Source organism: Exiguobacterium sp. s46 (assembly GCF_018618875.1).
In the GTDB taxonomy this organism is placed as follows: domain Bacteria; phylum Bacillota; class Bacilli; order Exiguobacteriales; family Exiguobacteriaceae; genus Exiguobacterium_A; species Exiguobacterium_A abrahamii.
The window spans coordinates 926,048-947,463 of sequence record NZ_JACSMY010000001.1 but is presented as its reverse complement, the minus strand read 5'-3'; the positions used below and the strand labels follow the sequence as shown (position 1 = coordinate 947,463).

Annotated in this window: 21 protein-coding genes; 13 read left to right on the top strand and 8 right to left on the bottom strand. The window is 50.3% G+C overall.

Translation table 11 applies throughout. The annotated features are described in order from the left end of the window. Nucleotides 1–104: 104 nt before the first annotated feature. The 4 genes from KNQ08_RS04990 to KNQ08_RS04975 are packed head-to-tail and all read right to left on the bottom strand — an operon-like array spanning nt 105 to nt 5,875. Nucleotides 105–1,655: a GNAT family N-acetyltransferase gene (locus KNQ08_RS04990; protein ID WP_214804946.1), complete on the bottom strand. Its 1,551-nt coding sequence runs from the start codon at nt 1,653–1,655 to the stop codon at nt 105–107. A gap of 12 nt (nt 1,656–1,667) precedes the next feature. Beyond that, nucleotides 1,668–2,198 (bottom strand): glycerol-3-phosphate acyltransferase, encoded by a 531-nt coding sequence (locus KNQ08_RS04985; protein ID WP_149427376.1) that lies wholly within the window; start codon nt 2,196–2,198, stop codon nt 1,668–1,670. Further along, nucleotides 2,195–4,804, bottom strand: coding sequence for a DEAD/DEAH box helicase (locus KNQ08_RS04980; protein WP_214804944.1), 2,610 nt, complete (start codon nt 4,802–4,804; stop codon nt 2,195–2,197). The genes KNQ08_RS04985 and KNQ08_RS04980 overlap by 4 nt, the downstream gene beginning before the upstream one ends. A gap of 30 nt (nt 4,805–4,834) precedes the next feature. Next, a complete protein-coding gene (locus KNQ08_RS04975) occupies nt 4,835–5,875 on the bottom strand; it encodes a tyrosine-type recombinase/integrase (RefSeq protein WP_058703402.1) in 1,041 nt (346 codons plus the stop codon). 429 nt (nt 5,876–6,304) lie between these two features. On the opposite strand from KNQ08_RS04975, the gene KNQ08_RS04970 reads away from it, so the two are divergent. From KNQ08_RS04970 to KNQ08_RS04930, 9 genes are all read left to right on the top strand, one after another. After that, nucleotides 6,305–6,706, top strand: coding sequence for a CoA-binding protein (locus tag KNQ08_RS04970; RefSeq protein WP_023468336.1), 402 nt, complete (start codon nt 6,305–6,307; stop codon nt 6,704–6,706). A gap of 178 nt (nt 6,707–6,884) precedes the next feature. Next, nucleotides 6,885–8,855: a DNA topoisomerase IV subunit B gene (gene parE, locus KNQ08_RS04965; protein WP_214804942.1), complete on the top strand. Its 1,971-nt coding sequence runs from the start codon at nt 6,885–6,887 to the stop codon at nt 8,853–8,855. Continuing rightward, nucleotides 8,848–11,253 (top strand): DNA topoisomerase IV subunit A, encoded by a 2,406-nt coding sequence (gene parC, locus KNQ08_RS04960; RefSeq protein WP_214804940.1) that lies wholly within the window; start codon nt 8,848–8,850, stop codon nt 11,251–11,253. Before parE ends, parC begins: the two co-directional genes overlap by 8 nt. Before the next feature lie 298 nt (nt 11,254–11,551). Further along, entirely contained in the window at nt 11,552–12,022 is a 471-nt protein-coding gene (locus tag KNQ08_RS04955; RefSeq protein ID WP_231681758.1) for an NUDIX domain-containing protein, read from the top strand. A gap of 285 nt (nt 12,023–12,307) precedes the next feature. After that, on the top strand, nt 12,308–12,955 hold the full coding sequence (locus KNQ08_RS04950) for a hypothetical protein (RefSeq protein ID WP_214804938.1): 648 nt from the start codon (nt 12,308–12,310) through the stop codon (nt 12,953–12,955). After that, entirely contained in the window at nt 12,952–13,746 is a 795-nt protein-coding gene (locus tag KNQ08_RS04945; protein ID WP_214804936.1) for a DUF3307 domain-containing protein, read from the top strand. The genes KNQ08_RS04950 and KNQ08_RS04945 overlap by 4 nt, the downstream gene beginning before the upstream one ends. A 46-nt stretch (nt 13,747–13,792) precedes the next feature. Beyond that, the gene (locus tag KNQ08_RS04940; protein WP_149428138.1) at nt 13,793–14,344 is read left to right on the top strand and encodes a histidine phosphatase family protein; all 552 of its coding nucleotides are present in this window, start codon (nt 13,793–13,795) and stop codon (nt 14,342–14,344) included. Further along, entirely contained in the window at nt 14,341–15,201 is an 861-nt protein-coding gene (locus KNQ08_RS04935) for a ComEC/Rec2 family competence protein (RefSeq protein WP_069941047.1), read from the top strand. The genes KNQ08_RS04940 and KNQ08_RS04935 overlap by 4 nt, the downstream gene beginning before the upstream one ends. Before the next feature lie 21 nt (nt 15,202–15,222). After that, a complete protein-coding gene (locus KNQ08_RS04930; RefSeq protein WP_050677950.1) occupies nt 15,223–15,438 on the top strand; it encodes a DUF3006 domain-containing protein in 216 nt (71 codons plus the stop codon). Nucleotides 15,439–15,471: 33 nt separating this feature from the next. Here KNQ08_RS04930 and KNQ08_RS04925 read toward each other — a convergent pair whose 3' ends face one another. Then, nucleotides 15,472–15,699, bottom strand: coding sequence for a hypothetical protein (locus tag KNQ08_RS04925; protein WP_050677949.1), 228 nt, complete (start codon nt 15,697–15,699; stop codon nt 15,472–15,474). A gap of 222 nt (nt 15,700–15,921) precedes the next feature. On the opposite strand from KNQ08_RS04925, the gene KNQ08_RS04920 reads away from it, so the two are divergent. Genes KNQ08_RS04920 through KNQ08_RS04910 form a run of 3 tightly spaced genes read left to right on the top strand, consistent with a single transcriptional unit; the run spans nt 15,922 to nt 18,850 of the window. Beyond that, the gene (locus KNQ08_RS04920; RefSeq protein WP_058265957.1) at nt 15,922–16,830 is read left to right on the top strand and encodes an AAA family ATPase; all 909 of its coding nucleotides are present in this window, start codon (nt 15,922–15,924) and stop codon (nt 16,828–16,830) included. Nucleotides 16,831–16,832: 2 nt separating this feature from the next. Next, a complete protein-coding gene (locus tag KNQ08_RS04915) occupies nt 16,833–17,879 on the top strand; it encodes a DUF58 domain-containing protein (RefSeq protein WP_050677947.1) in 1,047 nt (348 codons plus the stop codon). After that, on the top strand, nt 17,876–18,850 hold the full coding sequence (locus KNQ08_RS04910) for a hypothetical protein (RefSeq protein ID WP_214804935.1): 975 nt from the start codon (nt 17,876–17,878) through the stop codon (nt 18,848–18,850). The genes KNQ08_RS04915 and KNQ08_RS04910 overlap by 4 nt, the downstream gene beginning before the upstream one ends. 14 nt (nt 18,851–18,864) lie before the next feature. On the opposite strand, the gene KNQ08_RS04905 is transcribed toward KNQ08_RS04910, so the two are convergent. Continuing rightward, entirely contained in the window at nt 18,865–19,218 is a 354-nt protein-coding gene (locus KNQ08_RS04905) for a winged helix-turn-helix transcriptional regulator (protein ID WP_069940701.1), read from the bottom strand. 111 nt (nt 19,219–19,329) lie between these two features. Between KNQ08_RS04905 and KNQ08_RS04900 the strand changes: the two genes are divergently transcribed. Then, nucleotides 19,330–20,052: an SDR family oxidoreductase gene (locus KNQ08_RS04900; protein ID WP_214804933.1), complete on the top strand. Its 723-nt coding sequence runs from the start codon at nt 19,330–19,332 to the stop codon at nt 20,050–20,052. A gap of 69 nt (nt 20,053–20,121) precedes the next feature. Here the strand turns inward: KNQ08_RS04900 and KNQ08_RS04895 are convergent, their stop codons facing one another. Together KNQ08_RS04895 and KNQ08_RS04890 are read right to left on the bottom strand one after the other, a co-directional pair. Then, on the bottom strand, nt 20,122–20,640 hold the full coding sequence (locus KNQ08_RS04895) for a hypothetical protein (RefSeq protein ID WP_214804931.1): 519 nt from the start codon (nt 20,638–20,640) through the stop codon (nt 20,122–20,124). A 326-nt stretch (nt 20,641–20,966) separates the two neighbouring features. Next, complete coding sequence (locus tag KNQ08_RS04890; protein WP_050677942.1) at nt 20,967–21,293, bottom strand: hypothetical protein; 327 nt, start codon at nt 21,291–21,293, stop codon at nt 20,967–20,969. Nucleotides 21,294–21,416: the final 123 nt, after the last annotated feature.

Here is a 21,416-nt window from a genome sequence, read left to right as displayed (position 1 = left end):
TCACCGTTTGATGCGGTGCTAGTGAGTTTATACCCCTATGTTTTAAATCCTTAAACCTCTAATTTTTATTTTTTAAAGTCGAAAGACCTCCAAACCGCTTGAAATCAAGGGTTGAGAGGTCTTTCGTTTTTTTCATTTTTTATGGTGATGCGTTGGTTTTCACGGACCAACACGCGGATGAGACGTTCGATGTGCCGCATCGTCGTCTGTCCCATCGTTGAGATTTGGAGCCATTGATTACGGACGAGATAGTCGCTTTCATATTGAACATGATAGCCCTGAATCCGAAGAGCGTCTCCTAAAGCGGTTGCCGACGGATGAACGATCGTCAGAATTCCCGGCGCTTGCGCTTCTTGAGTCGCAAGAAGGTTGAAACCAGTAGCGCGAACGGCTTGTTCGAGATAGGTCATCTTGATGGCTGCTTGATCGAGATCAAGGGCATCCAGCGCTGCCTGACAAGCCAGCAACAAGTTCGATGAGCCGGAAAAGGCGACGCCTTCCGCATAGAGTCCGAGATCCAGATAACGTGGAATTCGTGGAGAAGGTAGGATGCTGTCTGTATGACCGATGAACGCAAGACCCGGTAAACCCCCAATTGCCTTTCCGGAGACGGTCGTGACGAATCTGCAGCCAGCGTATGAGAAACGTCCGGTCCCGACGGCGCTGATCGCATCGACGATGAGTGCGGTTCGTTGATCTAATAGCGCTTTTACCGCATCGAGATCGTAGAGAACGCCCGTAGACGTCTCACAATGCGTCAACCAAATCCAGTCGTACTCCGTTTGATGCAGTTGACTTGCGAGTTGTTCCAAGTCGATCGGGTGACCGGACGGAAGCAGGTGGATATCAAATGACTTTCCTGCTCGTGCCGCGTGATCGATCAAGCGTTGACCGAACTCGCCACCGTTTAGAATCAATCCATGTCCACTCAGTTGTTGTGCGACAATATCATTGGCGAGGGTGCCACTGCCAACAGCCATCGAGACATATGGCAAATCCAGCAACTGACACATCCGACCACGTAAATCTTGATCGAGCTGACGCATCGAGGCCGTCCGATGCGGACGCGGTGCTTGTTGTGCCGCTTGGCGGACTGTTGGTGCAACCTCGACTGGACCGGCTAGAAAATGCAGAGGACGTAAAACGTCCGCGATGACGGATCGTTCATATGTTGCGCGCGACAACAACATCGGTACGAACTGGGCATCGCCACTACCGAGCGTTGCTGCGATTGGTGTGAAGCCGAACCGCGCATATAGTTTAGCTTCCCGTGTCGTACCACTGATATAGACATGATCAATCGTTTCCCGCTCCAAGTAGACCATCAAAAAACGCATCAATTGCATGAACGTACGACTATTGCGGTATTCGGGACGAACGCTGAGTAAGCGGATTTCCGCTGGGTCCGTCAGTGTCTCATCTAACGTCACGCCTTTTTCTTCAAGTGAAAAAGGGCGATGCTTCCGAATGGCAATCATCGCGACGAGTCGATCGTCTTCCTTGCCGATCAGATAGGTATTTTGATCATGAAACCGGTCAATCCGTTTCCGTTCGGTGTTCGGTTGATGTTGCGGAATCTCTTCCGTGAAGGTGAGGTAGTTCAGTTCATGGATTGCTTCCGCGTCCGAAGCGGTAGCAATGGAAAAGTCGATCATGAGACGTCCTCCTTATGTAATGACTGGCTTGTGAAGTGCATCATGAGCCCACAGGACAAGTAGACTTACAGCAACGGTACACAAGATATTGATGGGTCCCGCGTCAAAGTAGACAGGGAGTAACGGGAGCAGAACAACCGGAATCAGCCCCGCTTTGACGCTATCTTTCGTTACGAGATAAGACAGACCGAGTATGCCTAGTCCGGCAAGATATGCCCACGGCGTGATGGCGAAGACGATTCCGGAAAATACGGCATACCCTTTACCGCCGCGTCGCGGATGAAACAACGGAAACAAGTGACCGATAAGTACGGCAAGAGCGACGGGATAAAATGCGTCTGTTAGCTGTAGTGCAAGAACCGTCTTCGCGGCATCAAACAGGTACACGAATAAAAAAGCCGGGAGCCCACCGGCGCGATGGGCGTTGCGGGCACCGATGTTTCCGGAACCGACCTGTGCCAAATCGGTACGACTGACGTACTTCCAGAGCGTACCGCCAAGAATACTACCGATAAGGTAACCAAGCAGGAGATCAAGGATCACCGATGTTCCTCCTTTGTTTCTACGAGATGTACGAGTTCCTTGACGGTCAGGGCATCACTGTCTGGAGCCGTCAGGACGGCATCGACCATCTGAGCTTTTCGATCTTGTAATTCCGTCATCTTTTCTTCGATCGTTCCGCGTGTCAGCAGTTTGATGACCGTCACGTCGGACTGTTGTCCAAGCCGGTGAGCGCGATCGGCTGCCTGTTGTTCGACGGCCGGATTCCACCAACTGTCAAAGAGGATGACGGTATCAGCAGACGCGAGATTCAGTCCCGTTCCACCGGCTTTCAGGGAAATCAAGAAGAGATCGACTTCACCGTCATTGAACCGATCGCATAACGCCAACCGGTCTTCGAGTGGTGTCTCACCCGTCAACAGGAAGTGGGGGAGGTGACGTTGCGCGAGATCCGAGCGAATGCGTTCGAGCATTTGTGTATACTGCGAGAAAATCAAGATCCGCTTTCCGGCTGCCCGTTTTTCGGCAATTAATGAGAGTAGACGCGTTCGTTTCGTTGCTTCCCCTGTGTACTCCTCGACGAATAATCCCGGATCGTTGCAAATTTGCCGCAACCGCGTTAACCCAGCCAGTAATTTCAGACGATCTTCGCGTTTCGTCTCGTCTAAGTGTTGCAGCGTCTCGAGTTGCAATTTGGCGAGATACGACGCATATAAGCGTTTTTGGTTCGGACCGAGCTCGACATAATGATGCTCGATCTGTTTCTTCGGTAAATCCTGTAAGACATCTTGTTTCTCACGCCGTAATAAGAACGGTTGGATGAACTGTTGCATGTCATCAAATGACCATTTCTCAAACGTCGCTAAATCCGGCAGTAATTCTGGAAACAGAACATGGAAGATCGACCAGATATCACGCGGACGATTCTCAAGTGGTGTTCCCGTTAAGGCGAAACGGCGTTTTGCTTGCAGATGCCGTAGTTGACTGACCGTTTGTGACTGCGGATTCTTCAAGTGCTGTGCTTCATCAAAGAAGACGACGTCATATACAGGGTGGCGACGGACGTCGGTCCGAAGCGTCGTATAGGAGACGATCGTCACCGTATCGTCAGGTAAGTGCTCCAGTTCGCGGAGTCGGCTGGCTTGAGAACCAGTGACGACATGAACCGGTCGACCGGGTAAAAAGCGCTTCAGTTCCGCCTCCCAGTTGCGGAGTAGTGACGCCGGCGCGACGATGAGCGCGCGACGGTCAGGAATCGTCGCGACATAACCAATCGCTTGAATCGTCTTCCCGAGCCCCATCTCATCGGCTAAAATCCCGTGACATCCTAGCGCGTCTAAATTCTTCAGAAATTGAATGCCCGTCCGTTGATACGGATAGAGTCGTGATTCTAACGAATTCGGCAAGTCGAGCTGGAATCCTTGTCCGGATTTCAATTCAAGCCATTTCTCGAGCAAATCGGCGTGAAGATGGAGGACGGAAGCGCCAATTAGATGCTTCATGTTCCGGACAGCAGGTAAGACGATCCGTCCGTCGCGTAAGTCGCGTTCACTTGCTTCCATCTGAGCGAGGACCCGTTGTAACTGCTGAAAAGCCCTTGTTTCTAAAGAAACGAACTGTCCGGATTTCAAGCGGTGGTACCGTTTTTGTAAGACGAGCGACTTCAGGACACGTTTCAGCTCATCTTCCGGAATCCCGTCCATCGAAAAGTTGAACACGAGCCAGTCGAGGCGGTCCGTCACGTCGACTTCGATTCGCGGATGGAACGGACCTTTTGGTAACGTTGTCCGGATCGCTTGTGTTGCAAATAACTCCAGTTGACCGAGCGCAACCCGTTCGTCAAGCAGACTCCGCAAAAAGGAATACTGTGCGGCGTCACTCGTGATGATGTATCGCATGTCTCGTGGTGTTGCTTGGAATTCACGTAAGAAGCGTAAGGCACTTTGCTCCGTTACCTGATCCCGTCCAGCGTAAATCGTCTCATCGAGCGGATTCAGCTGAATTCCTTGATAATCAAACGACACGCGGACTTCGACTTCCTGAGCCGTTCGGTCGAGATGGAGTTTGACGATTGGTGTCCCGGAAACGATTCGTTCTTGTAAATCAGGACTGAACGAAACATCGGCGAGTCGCTGCAAATACTCCGTCTGTCCAAGGAGACGATCGAAGTAGGGCAGGGACAGTTGATGCTGCTGATTGTCCGTCAATCTTTTGAGTGTCACGACGGGTCCTGTCAGTTCGAAATGAATCGCCACCCGACGATCCGGTGTGAGACTGCGTAAATAATGGCGCGCGCCAGCGTCATCGACTTGAAACGCCGTGAAGGGACGAATCTGTGGTGACAGCGGCGTCGGTGTGCCGTGCGCCTGAACATGATGCATCGCTAGTAAAACGGCGACGATATGTCCACAAAACGATGTATCCATCGCAAGTGATGGACAATTACAGCCGGCGTCGACACCGTGCGCCTTGACGCGGACGGTCACCGTGAATCGTTCCTCACCGTCGACACTCGCTTCGATCAGCTCGTCGCCCATTCGATAATTATGCAACGTGACCTTTCGAGCGGCGACATACTTCTTTCCCCGTCGAAAAGCATAGGCATCAGACATCTGTTTGATTTTGCGTTCACTGAGCCCGTAATTCATGACATTTCTCCTTTAGTTAACATAATGTGATTATCGTTCACCATCGAATAAATCGACGGCGCGTTTTTTCTCCGAATCGCCGATATGGGCATAGACTTGTGTCGTCGCGACGGATTCATGACCAAGTAACTGCTGGATCGTCAGGACATCGACCCCACCGGTCGCAAGACGTGTCGCAAACGTATGCCGCAATTTATGCGGTGTAATTTTTTTGCGCTCTAAAAAGGGGAGGACCGGTTTTAATCGTTCGGTGTGCCGCTGCAAAATATGCTGGACTGCCCGTGGACTGAGTGGTTTCCCGTGTTTTTGGAAGACAGGCACGGCGCCACTCGTTGGCATCTGATAATGAATCGCGTATTTGCGTAAGGCGATCCGGGCTGGTTTCGCGAGTGGAATCAGCCGCTCTTTATTGCCTTTTCCGATGACACGGAGCGTGTTTTCATGGAAATCGACATCATTCCAGACGAGTTGGGTCATCTCACTGAGACGCATCCCGCTATAGCCGAGTAGTTGGAATAACGTCACGTCGCGGACGCGATCACGTTCATAATGAGACGCTTCCCGGGCATTCATCTCGACGTTCGACGGTAACAACTGAATCAATTCGTCCCACTCGCGTTTCGTCAGGTAGACCGGTTCCCGTTTCGCTTGTTTTGGTCGGTTGACTTTTGCGACCGGGTTTTCTGACAGCTGACCTGTATCGACCAAATAACGGAACAACGACTGTAATGCTGATAATTTCCGGTTTATGACGCTTGGTGCATTTTGTTTCGTTAAGGCAAGGTATTCAGCGTAAGCTTCGATCCCCGCTGCATCGATTTCGACGAACGCTTCAAGCGGAATCTCGCGCGCCGTTACTTCTTCACCCGACGCCGTTGCAACGAATTGAAAGAACGCTTCGTAGTCATAGACGTAGCGACGCATCGTTGCTAATGAGAAATGTTTTGCTGCTAACTGATCCAAATAGGACTGAATGAAGCGTGGCATCCGCTCATAACCAGGAATCGCTGGTGCTGTAGCCGAAACGGTCGTTTTATGTATCGTTTTTCCTAGGTTTTTAAATAAACTCATCCGACAATCACCCCTCTAGTAGTAGTATACCAAACGTTGGTACGTCAGACACTTGTTTGCGTGAAATAGTTATTTCACGCAACGTTAAATTGTCAGACAGAGAGCCCTCAGTTGCATCGACAACGCATCAGACGGGTCGTTGATCAACTCGATGCACGTGAGAATTTAGCCTATTTTTATGGTTTTTGAGCTACAACATTCTCTTTAATAACAATAATAGTATTATGTCACCTAAATCATCAAAAAAGAATGAATATTCAATTTCGCTCTCAGTTGCATCGAGAAGTCGTTCGACGGGTCATTGGTCGACTCATTTGATTTCAAGACGATTTCTGAAAAACGTCGAAAACGTGCTCGATTTCGCATACTTCATCTTGGTTCGGGTATAGAGTGTTAGGTAAGAGTTATTTTCATAAGGGGGAGTTCTAGATGATTACCGATCAACAAGCACGTCAGTATTTGAAGGATGCCAAACGCATTGCCGTCGTCGGTGTCTCGAGTGATTCCGGAAAGACCGCGAACTGGATTGCGGACTACTTAGTCCAACATGGATACGAAGTCATTCCAGTCAATCCGACGTTAAACGAGTGGAACGGTCAAAAAGTCTATCCGAGCGTCGCAAGCATTCCAGGACACATCGATATCGTCGACGTCTTCCGTCGGTCTGAGTTTTTAGCGGATGTCGCCAAAGATGCTGTTGCTCACGGTGACGTCGGGATGATTTGGAATCAGCTTGGTCTCTCGAGTGTCGAAGCAGAAAGTCTCGCACTTGGTGCTGGTATTCCATATATTGAGAATCGTTGCATCAAAATCGAGCATCAATATCTGTGAGTCATCGTACGATTTCAGGCATCTTCACCCGTTCGTGAAGGTGTCTTTTTTCATGCGCTTTACAGGTTATGCTTGTCAGGAAGCAAGAAGATGCCTACAATTAGAGACAGACTACTCGAAATAACGAACGAACGTTTGTAAAAACGACGTCGTAATTTCGAATTTTGAGGTGAAATGAATGGCGACAGACTTAAATAACTACAATGATGATGCCATACAGGTGCTCGAAGGACTCGAAGCAGTCCGAAAGCGCCCAGGTATGTATATCGGTTCAACCGATCACCGTGGACTTCACCATCTCGTCTACGAGATCGTCGATAACGCAATCGATGAGGCACTTGCAGGATTCGGGGAACAAATTGACGTCACGATTCATAAAGATAATGCAATCACCGTCCGTGACCATGGACGTGGAATGCCAACGGGGATGCATGCATCGGGAAAGCCGACTGCTGAAGTCATCTTCACGGTCCTTCACGCTGGCGGTAAGTTCGGTCAAGGTGGCTATAAGACGTCCGGTGGCTTACACGGCGTCGGGGCGTCGGTCGTTAACGCCTTATCAACGGATTTGAAAGTAACGATCTTCCGTGACGGGAAACAATATGAGCAAACGTTTGAAAACGGTGGGATTCCGAAGACGACGTTGCTTGAAACGGGTACGACGCGTCAAAAAGGAACGAGCGTTTACTTTAAACCAGATGGCTCGATCTTCAGTACGTTGACATACAACTACGATACGCTCGCGGAACGCTTACGCGAATCCGCTTTCTTGCTGAAAGGTCTGAAGATTACGCTGACGGACGAACGGTCCGATAAACAGGACATCTTCCAGTACCAAGACGGTGTCAGCGAATTCGTCCAGTACTTGAACGATGATAAAGACACACTGCATCCGACGGTTGCGTTCGAAGGAACGGAAAACGAGATCGAAGTCGATATCGCCTTCCAGTTCACGGATGCGTACTCGGAAAACGTCCTGTCGTTCGTCAATAACGTCCGGACACGCGACGGTGGAACACACGAAGTCGGTGCAAAAACGGCAATGACACGGGTCATGAATGAATATGCCCGAAAAAACACGCTCTTGAAGGAAAAGGATAAGAACCTTGACGGAAATGATATCCGCGAAGGGTTGACGATGATCGTCTCGATCCGAATTCCGGAAGAGTTCCTTCAGTTCGAAGGACAAACGAAGTCGAAACTCGGTTCACCGGAAGCGCGGACGAGCTGTGACGCTGTCATCAGTCGTCGTCTCTCGATGTACTTGGAAGAGAACCCGCAAACGGCGACGCTGTTGATCAAAAAAGCGATCCGCGCAGCGCAAGCTCGTGAAGCAGCGCGGAAAGCCCGCGAAGAAGCACGAAATGGGAAAAAAAAGAAACGTTCGAGCATCTTGAACGGAAAACTGACACCTGCTGCTTCGAAAAACGCAGACAAGAATGAATTGTTCCTCGTCGAGGGTGATTCTGCCGGTGGTTCTGCGAAACAAGGACGAAACCGGACGTTCCAAGCGATTCTTCCACTCCGTGGTAAGGTCTTGAACACGGAAAAAGCGAAACTCGCTGACATAATGAAAAATGAAGAGATCAATACGATCATTCATGCGATTGGTGGCGGTGTCGGAGCCGATTTTGACTTGTCGGATTGTAATTTCGACAAAGTCATCATCATGACGGATGCCGATACCGATGGCGCGCATATCCAAGTCTTGCTATTGACGTTCTTCTTCCGCTACATGCGTCCGTTGATCGACGCTGGGAAGGTTTTCGTTGCCTTACCACCGCTCTATCGTGTCTCAAAAGGAAAAGGCAAATCGGAGAAATTTGAATACGTCTGGGACGAAGAGACACTCAAGAAAACGACGAAGAAATTCGGTAAAGGTTATATGATCCAGCGTTACAAAGGACTTGGGGAGATGAATGCACCACAGCTCTGGGAAACAACGATGGATCCCGAGACACGGACATTGATTCGGGTCACGATCGACGATGCTGCTGTTGCGGAAAAACGTGTCTCGGTCTTAATGGGCGATAACGTTGGTCACCGCCGGACGTGGATCGAGGACAATGTCGCCTTCGGTCTCGCGGAAGACCTCTCGATCATCGAGAATGAGCACGTGACGAAAGAGAGTGTGAACGAACATGTCTAATCTACAAAACATCCTGAACCTGTCGCTCGAGCAAGTCGTCGGCGACCGGTTTGGTCGTTATTCGAAATATATCATCCAAGATCGTGCCTTACCGGATGCCCGGGATGGTCTGAAACCGGTTCAACGCCGGATCTTGTATGCGATGCATACGGAAGGCAACCTGTTTGACCGTGCTTACCGGAAATCGGCGAAGACGGTCGGTGTCGTCATCGGTAACTACCACCCGCACGGTGATTCATCGGTCTATGAAGCAATGGTCCGCTTGAGCCAAGAGTGGAAACTGCGTTACCCGTTGATCGATATGCAAGGGAATAATGGATCAATCGACGGCGATAGCGCGGCAGCGATGCGGTATACGGAAGCCCGTTTATCAAAAGTTTCGAGTCTGATTCTCGACGGGATCAACAAACAGACCGTCGATTACACGCTCAACTTCGATGATACGACGGAAGAACCGCTCGTCTTACCGTCACTCCTACCGAACTTGCTGATGAACGGTTCGACGGGGATTTCCGCTGGTTATGCAACCGAGATTCCACCGCACCACGCGGGAGAAGTCCTCGATGCTGCGATTGGTCGGATCTCAGGGACGGTCCAGAACGTCGATGACTTGTTGACGCACATGCAAGGTCCTGATTTCCCGACTGGTGGTGTTGTCCAAGGGCTTGACGGCATCAAGAAGGCGTTCGAGACAGGACGCGGGAAAGTCATCATCCGCTCGCGCTCAACGATTGAGACACTGCGGGGTGGTCGTCAGCAAATCGTCATCACGGAGCTCCCGTATGAGGTCAATAAAGCGAATCTCGTCAAACGGATGGAAGAACTCCGTCTTGATAAAAAGGTCGAAGGGGTTGCGGAAGTCCGTGATGAGACCGACCGCGACGGTTTACGGGTCGTCATCGAGTTGAAGAAGGAAGCGGACGCAGAAGGTGTCTTACACTTCTACCTCAAACAGACTGACTTACAAATTGCCTATAACTACAACATGGTCGCGATCCATGAACGGACACCGCGGCAAATGGGCGTCTTGACACTACTTGATGCGTATCTTGCACACGTCAAGGAAGTCGTCATCCGCCGGACAGCGTTTGATCTCGAACAAGCGAAACGCCGTCAGGAAGTCGTTTCTGCCTTGATGACAGCAATCTCTGTCCTCGATGAGACACTTACCTTGATCCGTTCTGCGTCGAACAAAGCAGACGCGAAGGAGAAGCTGATCACGCGCTTCAACTTTACGGATCGCCAAGCGGAAGCCGTCGTCATGCTCCAACTTTACCGGTTAACGAATACCGATATCGTCGAGTTGCAGGAAGAAGCAGCGAAACTCGAGAAGGAAATCGCTCGTCTTGAGAAGATCCTTAACGATGAAAAGACACGGAATCGTCTCATCATCAAGGAATTGACAGTCTTGAAGGAACAAGTCGCGGACAAACGTCGCTCGACGATCGAAGCAGAAGTTGAAGAACTGAAGCTGAAGACAGAAGTCATGATCGCTGTCGAAGAAACGATGGTCTTCCTGTCGAAAAACGGGTACGTCAAACGCTCGTCGCTCCGTTCATTCGGTGCTTCGAACGACTTACCGGATTTGAAGGAACAGGATCGTCCGTTGCTCCAAGGGCAAGCGATGACGACGGATCACTTGATCGTCTGGACCGTTCGCGGGAATTACTTGCTGATTCCGGTCCATCAATTGCCGGATACGAAGTGGAAAGATGGCGGTCAACACGTCGCGAACCTCGTTCCACTCGAACCGGGTGACCGGGTTCTCTCAGCGGATCTCGTTCGTTCGTTCGACGAAGCACAGCATTGCTTGTTCGTGACTCGTCAAGGGATGGTCAAACGCTCGAAACTGAGTGACTACAACGCCCAGCGGAAGTCAAAACCACTTCAAGGTGTTCGTTTGAAGGCAGACGATGAAGTCTTGTATGCTCAGGTCTCAACGGGTCAAACGGAGCTGTTCCTTGCAACACAGAACGGTTTCGGTCTCTGGTTCACGGAAGACGACGTTCCTGTCGTTGGTGTCCGGGCTGCCGGTGTTAAAGCGATCAACCTGAAGGATCAAGATGTTGTCGCGGGTGCAATTGGCTTCAAGGAAGCACCACAGATCGTCCTCTTGACGCAACGGGGTGCCTTGAAGAAGATGCGCCTCGCGGATCAGTTCCAAGTCTCGAGCCGTGCGCTCCGTGGCTTACAGTTGCTCCGTGATTTGAAATCGAAACCACACCAAGTCGCAGCATTGATCGACGTCACACAAGCGAAAGAATTGGTCCTCAGCGGAAAAGAGCAGGAGAAAACGATCCAAATCGGTTCGTTATCGTTCCTCGACCGCTTATCGAACGGTTCATTTGCCTACGATGAAGAGAAATTCGGTCCCTTGCTCGACTGGTATACACGATAAGACGAGGCTCCTCCGGATAACGGGGGAGCTTTTTTAGATCTAGCGGGGCAGGAGAGGGGAATTTTGAGACGAATGCTCGGAATTTTGAGATTTATCGCTATAAATATCGTTTACAAATTGAAACACTGACCAATAACGGCTACAATAGAAGAAATAGTCAGGTCACGATTCGTCACGAACAAGCGTCGGGTCACGCGTCTCCGCAGCTTTGCTTATAGCGTCAATTGATCAAGCAGCTACGGGACCGTCCCTTTAGCTGCTTGTTGTGCAATCTGCCGACCTTGGAGAGGTGATGAAGATGAAATTCAGACGTCGCGAAAAAGTAGCAATCTATATCACTCGGGAAAAACCTAACGGATGGGAACTACTTGTTTTTCATCCACAATCGGCTCCTGAGAGTGATTGGCAGATCCCCGCAGGTACGATCGAAGATGCTGAAATCGCAAAAGAAGCGGCTGTCCGTGAGACGCTTGAGGAAAGTGGTCTCTCGTTAGCATCCGTCCAGTACATCGGCGAAGAAGAGATGCGCTATCCGGAGCGAATGCGGGTGCATTACACGTATTTCTACCATGCGCACATCGAATGCCAAGAGAACCGCTGGACGCATTGTGTGGCTGGTGACGGTCAGGATTGCGGTGATTTCTTTGATTTCGCGTGGTTGCCACTTGATCGGATCACGCAACTTGAACGCCGCCATCATATATTCCTGGATCGTTTGATTCATCGATTGGAACGGACACGTCCGTATGATTGTCGAAAACACGGTTAATTCCGTGTTTTTTGTTTTGTCTCACTATCTTAAGTTTACCCTGATTATGAGACAAAATCTTATAACTATTGATAATACATGTTATGTTAACTTGAATAAAAAAATGATCTTTTAGTCAGATTCATCCATCCCCCCTGTCGTGTAAAAATCGGTCTATTGTCCTGTTGGTCTTCTTCTTCATTCTTTGTTACTCTAATAACAGTAACACTGCGAATGTTACCCGTTTAACGGTAACAAATAAAATGTTTCCATGATTGTGGCAACAAATGAACAGGAGGAATCGTCATGCAAGCTGTTGCCTTGTCGTTTGATGTCAAAGGCTCCCGCGATTATCCGAGCAAAGAAGCATTACTTCAAGCGCTCCGAGAACTCGCGAATGATCTGAATACGGCATTTCCTACGAGTATCGTCCCGTTCCAAATCAAATCCGGTGATAGCTTACTGGCGGTATTTGCGGATTATCCGGTTAGTTATCCGGTCATGCTGCACTTATTGAATCAAGAATTACCAGGTTACATTGGGATCGGATTTGGTCAATATGAGACGATTTCAACGACCCAAGCCGAAGAAGCCAATGGCAGTGCGATCATTCACGCTTTTGAAGCGCAAGAACAGGCGAAGACGCTTCCGTCACGGATCGCCTTTGCTGGACCGCCCTACTTACCGACCGCCCTGCTGAATGGCTATCTCGAAATGCTTTATCCGGCGTATTTCGGGAAAACGGACCGTCAGATTGAACTGCACCGGTTGATGGACCAATATCCGGATGATACGTATGAAGAGATTGGTCTGAAGATGGGCTTTAAGGAACAGGATGCCCGCGCGAATGTCGCAAAACTCGTTTCCCGCTCGCAGCGAAAGCAACGGAAGCGTCTTGAAGCTGCCTTGACACAGGCACTGGAGCAATTCCAAGTCTGGGAGGCGATTCGGTGACCGTCTTACTTAGCCTTATACTTGTCCATCTACTTGCTGATTTCCCATTACAGACGAGACGGATGGCGCTACTGAAACACCGACACCAACGGATCTTATTCCAACATCTTGCCGTTCATGCGGCTCTGATGCTACTTGTCCTTGCGTTCTTCGTCATCCGAGGGGGATTAACCATCGACATCGCCGGATGGCTTGGAGGAAGTATTCTCGTGTTTCACGCCCTACTCGATGCCTCCCCGCTTAAACGTCGCGTCAAGCAAGCGGCGGCGTACTGGATCGATCAAGCGTTACATATCGCTGCCATCATCGCTTTGACATGGATATTCATCCCGGTCGATTGGTCGTTGTCGTTCTCACGACCCGAGCAGGTCTTGTGGATTCTGTGCTTTAGTTTAGTGACGACGGAGTTACTCGGTCACGGGATTGCTTTAATGCTCGCACCATTTGCTCCGCGCTTGATCGAAGCGCATTTCGAGCGAAAAGTGACACGTAAGGAGCAATTAGACGGCGTTTCGCGGACCGTCACACATGAAGTCGAAGATTCTGCGCGCAGTTATACGACGGAATTAAACGGAATCGGGCGTTATATCGGTCTCGTCGAACGGGCAATCATTACCCTGCTCGTCGTCACGAACGCAACCGGAGCCATCGGGTTCATCATTGCTTTGAAGGCACTGGCACGTTTTAAACAGTTTGAAGATCGCCGCTTTGCGGAATATTACATCATCGGGAGCTTGCTCAGTATCTTAGGTGCGATTTTATGCGGACTCGCGATTCGCGTCGCACTCTAAACGATGAATGAAAGTGAGGGAGACGGTCTTGACCGTCGCACGAAGTATGAAACAAATTGGATTAGTGAGACATCACCGGGTGACGGAAGGATACCCGACGAAAGGCTGGATCAGCGCCAGCGATATTGAAAAATGGATTGAACGGTATGATACGTCAGACATCGATATTCAACCGGTCGAGCTTGGTCAGATCGACTGGACGGTCTGTTATGCCAGTAGCATGCCGCGTGCCGTCCAGACGGCACAAAGTGTCTACGATAAAGAGATCATCGTGACGGATCTACTACGGGAAGTACCGTTTCCGACGATTCAGTCGAATCTACGGTTACCGTTTCTTGGCTGGGCGGTCCTCGGTCGACTCGCAGCCCCGTTCAGCAAACGGATTCAAGCGGAGATCAAGGAAGCGAATGAACGGATTGAGGTCCTGTTGAATCAACTGATGTTCGAGGATGATGAACGGGTCTTACTCGTCGGGCATGGCGGTATGATGATTTTGATGCGTGCTGCCTTGAAACGGCGCGGTTACCGGGGGCCACGGTTCGGTCATCCGCGTAACGGCATGCTGTATCTGTTCGAGAAAGAGGAACCGACATGTTGAAATGGGGATCAACGATTCTGTTAGCACTCTGCCTGATCGTCATCTTCTATACGACACGGGACGAAGAGCCCCCAGCCCCAACCGCGGGACAGATGGAGGTCTACGGTTTTGACGTCGGTCAAGGAGATAGTACGTTCATCCGGACGAAGGAAGACGCGATCTTGATTGACGGCGGGAATAACGGCAAAGGCGAGGATGTCGTCCGCTACCTGCAAGAATTGGGTGTCAAACGCTTAACAGCAGTCATTGCGACACATCCGGACGCCGATCATATCGGTGGACTCGATACCGTCCTCGATGCCTTTCCAGTCGACAGCGTCTATGCCCCGCGTGTCACGCATACGACAGAGACATACCGCGATTTCCTCCTTGCCGTCAAACGCGAAGGGGTGACGATCAAGTCGGTTAAGGCAGGTCTTGAGATACCGAGTGAAGCTGCACGCTTTACGTTCCTTGCTCCCCTAACGGACGGGACACAGGATCTCAACAGCTGGAGTGCCGTCCTGCGGGTTGAACATGGACAGGACCGGTTCCTCTTCATGGGCGACGCACCGATCCGGACGGAACGACAATTGCTTGAGTCAGATGTCGATCTTAGCGCCGATGTCTTGAAGCTTGGACATCACGGAGCAGACACATCGTCCTCCCTGCCCTTCCTACAAGCCGTTGATCCGAAGCGAGCGTTGATCTCAGCCGGGAAGGACAATGCCTATCGTCACCCACGTCCCTCCGTCTTACAGGAGCTGAAGACAGAACGGATTACGATTGATCGAACCGATCAAAGCGGAACGATCCAGTATATCTCGACTGGTGACGGCATCAAGGAATCGAACCGGACCGACTTACGACCGGAATAACAAGACGTGGAGGTGCATCAGATGCGATTGACCCTAGCTGATTTTGAAGACGATCTAGCGATTTGCGAGACGGACGACCGCGAGACGATCACATTACCGAAAAGTCGTTTGCCGCGCCAGGCGACGATTGGCGACCGACTCGACTGGACCGGGCGCTCGATTCGGATCTTACGCGATGAGACGAACGCACGTAAAAAAGAGATCACCGATTTGATGGATGATCTCTTTGAAGAATGATGGGACTCCCTTAGAACGCTGAGGGAGTCTTTTTTAACCCAGTAGACTGATGACGAGACCAGCGATGATGCCTGCTGTGAATAAGGAACCGAGCGTATACGTCAGCAAACGTAATCCGAATGGGAGCCGACGAATCGCGGCAAAGGCTCGGCGATTCGGAGGTCCTCCGGCAACAATACGTTGATACTCGTCAATAGGACTGTGAGCAACATCCTGTTGCTGGTTTAGAGTAGAGTTCGATTCGGTAGTATGTGGTTTCATCTGTCCATCCTCCCTATTCCAATGACTATATCCTTCTATTCGCTAAGTAACTTCATAATCCTGTTTCAATTTTTTTGATATTTTACGAAACTTTTGGATGAAACTGGTAGTATAAAAGATAGACGTATTTCTTTATGCGTGATTCCTGGAAAATCACTAGCAGTTTTTTCTGAATTTTCGTACACTTTAGAAATACGATGCATCTTAAAGGGGGAATCATCCATGTTTCAAACGTTACGTACATCACTCAAACAATCTGTCCTTGGTCAGGACGATGTGATTGATCATTTATTGATGGGCTTGCTCGCAGAAGGTCATGTGTTGCTCGAAGACCGTCCGGGGACCGGTAAGACGACATTAGCAAAAGCACTGGCGCAGACACTCGAAGCGAAGTTCTCACGTGTTCAATGTACAGCGGATACGTTACCGACCGACCTACTTGGGATGGAGCTGTTCAACCCGCTGACAGGATCGTTTGAACAACGGTTTGGTCCGCTGTTCGCGAACATCGTCCTCGTCGATGAAATCAACCGGACGACTCCACGGACACAGTCAGCATTGCTCGAGGCAATGGCGGAAGGGCAAGTGACGATCGGGGATACATCTTATACGTTACCGCAACACTTTCTTGTCATCGCGACACAAAATCCGTTCGATGGACACGGTACATTCCCATTACCGCATGCCCAACTCGACCGTTTCTTGTTCAAGTTGTCGTTCGCTCCGCTGACACGTCAAGCGGAAAAAGCATTATTACGCGGGGCGCACTTAACAGCAGCCGAACTACAGATTCCGCTCGAACAACTCAATGACTGGAAAGAGGAAGTCGTTGCCGTCTCAATCGAGGATAGCGTCGAAAACTACTTACTTGATGTCTGTGACGCACTCCGCGCCCATCGTGACGTTGAGATCGGACCGAGTCCACGAGCGACGCTCGCACTCTTAAAAGCAGCAAAAGCACGGGCCTGGATGCAGGAGCGGACGTACGTCACACCAGAGGACGTCAAGCACTTGGCGACGCCATTGCTTGCCCACCGTCTCGTCTTAACGCTCGAAGCGACGCTGAAGCTATCGAACGAACGTCTCGTCGAGCAGGTCCTCGATTCACTCACTGTTCCGACTGAGGTGTAATCATGCAATTGATCATACCAAAAGGCTTTAACCTCATCATTCTTACGATGACAGGTGCAAGCGGCGTCATCGTGGGACTCTATGGTCCTGTCTGGATTGCGGCTTTATTACTCGCCTATACATTATATGGCTGGGTGATGCCGTATTATCTCGAATACGTTGCGAAGCGGATTCGCGTCCGCCTCCTTGAGACCGTTCGCGCTTTTCGAGAGGAAACGATCCAGATACCGTTCGAATTGTCGAACCCAACGAAGTTACCACTCGGTCGCATCACGATCTCTGGCTTGCTCGGGGATCAGATCAAGCTTCCTGATGCGAGTAGTCAATTTTGGCGTCAACACTTATATGTCAGCAAACAGACGATCGTGCCGTTTTCAATCGATGTCATTGCCGCTCACCGGGGAACGATTCGCATTCAGTCGTTTGACGTCATGATCTCGGATCCGTTTCATTTGATCACAATTTATGTGACGCTTGATATCCAAGAGCTGGGGCACGTCTTCCCTGACTTTGCACCAGCGTCGGTCGAGTGGAATGAACGGATGATTCCCGGTGAGACGATTGATCGCTCGAGTCCGTTCACCGATCGCTCGAGTTTCCACTCCGTCGTCCCCTACTCCGGAGATGCGAAGTCGATCTACTGGTCCGCTTATGCGAAGACGAATGAACTGTACTCGTATCAATATGATCGGAAACGTAACCATGATTATGCCGTCATCGTCGATGGCTTGTCCGCAGACGGACTTGCCCTCCGCTCGGACTTCGAGAAACTATTATCGCGTGCCGCGACGATCATCCGTGAACTCGAGAAACAAGGGGCTTCCTACAGCCTCTGGATTTCGATGGTCAACCGATCCGGTCAGTGGTACCATGTTCCGTCTGGTATGGGAAAACATCAATTCCTACGGACGATGGAATGCCTTGCCCGGATTTCCGAATACGATCTACCGCTCGAGCGCCGGTACTTCACGAAGCGACTGCAACGTAGTGTGCCGTCGACGACGGCGGAGATTCATCTCGGTCACCGGCAGAAAGGAGTGAGCGCATGATTCTCTGGTGGATATTCCTTGCGAGTCTGTTACCGGTTCCGTTCTATCTCGCGCTCGCTTTTCCGGCACTCGCCTTCGTGCCGCATCGTTCGCTTCGCATCGGATTACAGCTACTCGTAGCGGGATCCTTATATTTCCTCTCTCCCGTAGCTAGCGTCTTAGCGCTCGTCTTCGTCGCCTGGACCGCGTTTCTTGATACGGTCGATTCGGCGTGGCGATACGCTACGAGTGCAATGGTCATCGGCGTCGTGATGGTATTGTTCCCGGGAGTGACACCACCAATTGGCGCCTTTTTAATTTTGGTCTTCGTCATTGCGTATCCATTCGTCGTCACGTACATGACAGAATGGCGGCGTATCTTCCCGACGATCGCGTTAGTCCTCAGCGCGGGGCTGATCATCGCTGTTGTCTTCCGTCTCACGAAAGAAGCGCTCGTCGGATCCGTCACGAGTGCGATTCGTCCGTTATTTGAAGCATTCGGTTCATTATTCCTTTGGACGGAACCACTTGGTCGGGAAGCGGACACGATGACGAACCGGGCAATGGGGCTAGAGAATATCAAAGGTGTTCAAGACGTGGAGCAAGCTGCCGTCCAGGCAGGAACACCGGATTGGATTTGGATCGCAACGACGCTTCTGACGGTGATCTTAGTTGCGGTTACGCTTTATGTCATCCGGAAGCGAAAAGTCATAGCGATCGAAAGAGAACAAACCGTCAAGCACTCCAAACAAGTACGGGCACATGCGCCAAAACGGCATAGTCATCATCCGCTTCTGAAGATTGCTTCTCAGCTCGAGCAAGCTTTCCCAAGACGCCATGAAGAGACGACGCTTGAATGGCTGACACGGATCGAGTTCCCGGATACGGTGCAAAACGCTCGTCTGATTGACGGGATTGAGTTCAGTCCAAGTGAACCGGCCTACGATATCCAGACGTTCCGCCGTCAAGTACGCGAACAAATCGAACGCTAATGAAAAGCCCCTGCTCATGGAGCGGGGGCTTCCTCGTCGCATAATGTGCGCATCAATTGGTTGCGTGGTGTCGTCGCAAGACCCCAGTCGCAGATCGCATCGAGTAAGGGAATCAAGGACGTACCTTTCGCGCTTAACGCATACTCAACGCGGGGTGGGATTTCCGGGTAGACGGTCCGCGTAATCAAGCCATCTTGTTCGAGTTGCTTCAGTTGCTGTGTCAGCGTCTTCGGTGAGACGTCCTGGATATAACGCTCCAGTGTATTAAAACGTACCGCACCTTCCTCATGCAGCTCGTACAAGATCATCACTTTCCACTTGCCTTGAATCTGACGCATCGTCGCATCGAACTCATTTAGATACGGCATACCGTTCCCTCCCTTACCAAAAGGTAACCGACTGACCTAAAAGTGCGTACTTCTCGGATTGGTTTCCCTCTGTTATCTTCAATTTATCATATCAAATAAGGAGACGATATCATGAAAACAGGATTCATTGCCATCACCGGTGCGACGTCAGGAATCGGGCATGCGATTGCACGAACGTTCATTCAGAAAGGGTACCGCGTCTTATTGCTCGGACGAAGAATTGATCGTCTGGCGAGCCTTGCTTCAGACGATGTCTTGATTCGCCAAGTCGCAGTCACCGACCGAGTTGCCCTCGATGCTGCTTTAGCAGACGCGACGGAAGCGTTCGGACCGGTCGAAGCCATCATCAATAATGCGGGTCGGATGTTACTCGGTCAAATCGAGACACAAGATGCGGAAGAATGGGAAGAGATGTTTGACGTCAACGCGCTCGGTGTCTTACACGGGATGCAAGCTGTCCTTCCCTCGATGGTGAAACGGAAGACCGGCACGATCATCAACATCAGCTCGATTGCCGGTAAAAAGACGTTCGCAGACCACGCCGCGTACGTCGGCACGAAATTCGCCGTCCACGCGATGAGTGAGAACGTCCGAGGTGAAGTCGCGTCCCATGGTGTCCGCGTCATGACGATTGCACCAGGTGTCGTCGAGACAGAACTGCTCGGTCATACGACAAGTGACGCGATTAAGGACGGCTACAACGAATGGAAACAGTCGATTGACGGTGGACTCGATCCGCAAGTCGTCGCGGACACTGTCTTATTCGCCTTTGAGCAGCCGCAACATGTCAACATCCGGGAAATCGTCTTAGCCCCGACGAAACAACTCGATTGACGAAAAAACAGATCGAAGTGTTTGGAAGTAGATGTACTTCCGAGCACTTCGGTCTGTTTCATTCAAGCGTTACTTTGCTAAGTGACTCTGTTCAATCGTTTGAAAGATTGATTGATAGATCTTCAGTTGCTCTGAACGATTCGGTCGTTCGATTCCCTCACCAAACAACCAGGTCGTCTCTTGTGTATCGTCATAGAGCATACCAGCCGCAAACGTCGGATTCGGCACCGAGATGCTTTCCTCATAGGATAGACTCGGGTCAAGAAACGGTTCGATGGATTTTTGAGAGCCGATGAAGAAAAAGGGAATCTGCGCCTTCCGGTAGACGGTAGCATAGTCACGTCCGGCTGCCGCGTTTAAATAGTCGGGCATAATCATGACAGCATCGTATCGTCGTAAATCCCCTTTGATCTCCTGCAGATCAATCGAGTGGAAGTCCGGTGATTGCGTAAGAACTGGAGCCGTTCCGACGACGGCGATGGTGAGATCGATGGTACTGGCTTTTGGCGTCAACGTTGGTTTTTTCATCATACATACGGTAAGCAGTAGACTGAGTGCAAGTAAAGTCATGACGGTTCTTTGTCTCATCTGTCCCTCCATGATTTCCTAATATTAGGTCTTTCGCCTAGTTCCTTTATACCATAGAAATGGGTGACGTTATGTTTTTGCACAATAGGGAAATCGCGTGAATAAAGTACCAACAGAAGCCAATAAAAAAAGACTCCCTGATTGGAGTCTCCTTACTTTTCAGCATCGATTTTCGAAGCTTTTTTTGCAATGACGACAATAAAGACGATGGCACCGACAGGAATCACGAGCGGCATCCAGTCGAGGATATACTGTGCGTTCATCGTATCCCCCCTTACCTAGCAAGCTATAAGCGTAGCATATGCCAATTGCTGGGGAGTTGCAAGTCACAGTCGGGGCAGAAGTTCGTTCACGATCGCGTAATAAATCAAGATACTTGTCGAGAGCGTATATCCGATGAATAAAAGGGGTGTGAATTTAGGTTTCATACGTCGTTCGATCAAGCGTAGCGAGCCGATGGTGACGACAAGAGCGACGACCGGACTGAATCCGAACACGACGATATCTAAGGATGTCACGACATCTTCTGGAAACACGAGATGAAAGACAAAAAGTGAGAATAAGTACCACGATGTATAGGATAGACAAACGAAGAAGAGGAAAGCAGCTAGTTTCCGCATCCCGTTTGATTGGCTTTTTTCCATCTGTTGCATGTCGTTCCTCCTACATAAGTATCAGATACCCTTAATAGTAACTGGAACTATTCGCTTAAAATATTCAAATATGAATATCCGACAAAAAACGACAAAAAGTTTTTTTCTCGACAATTTAAAAAA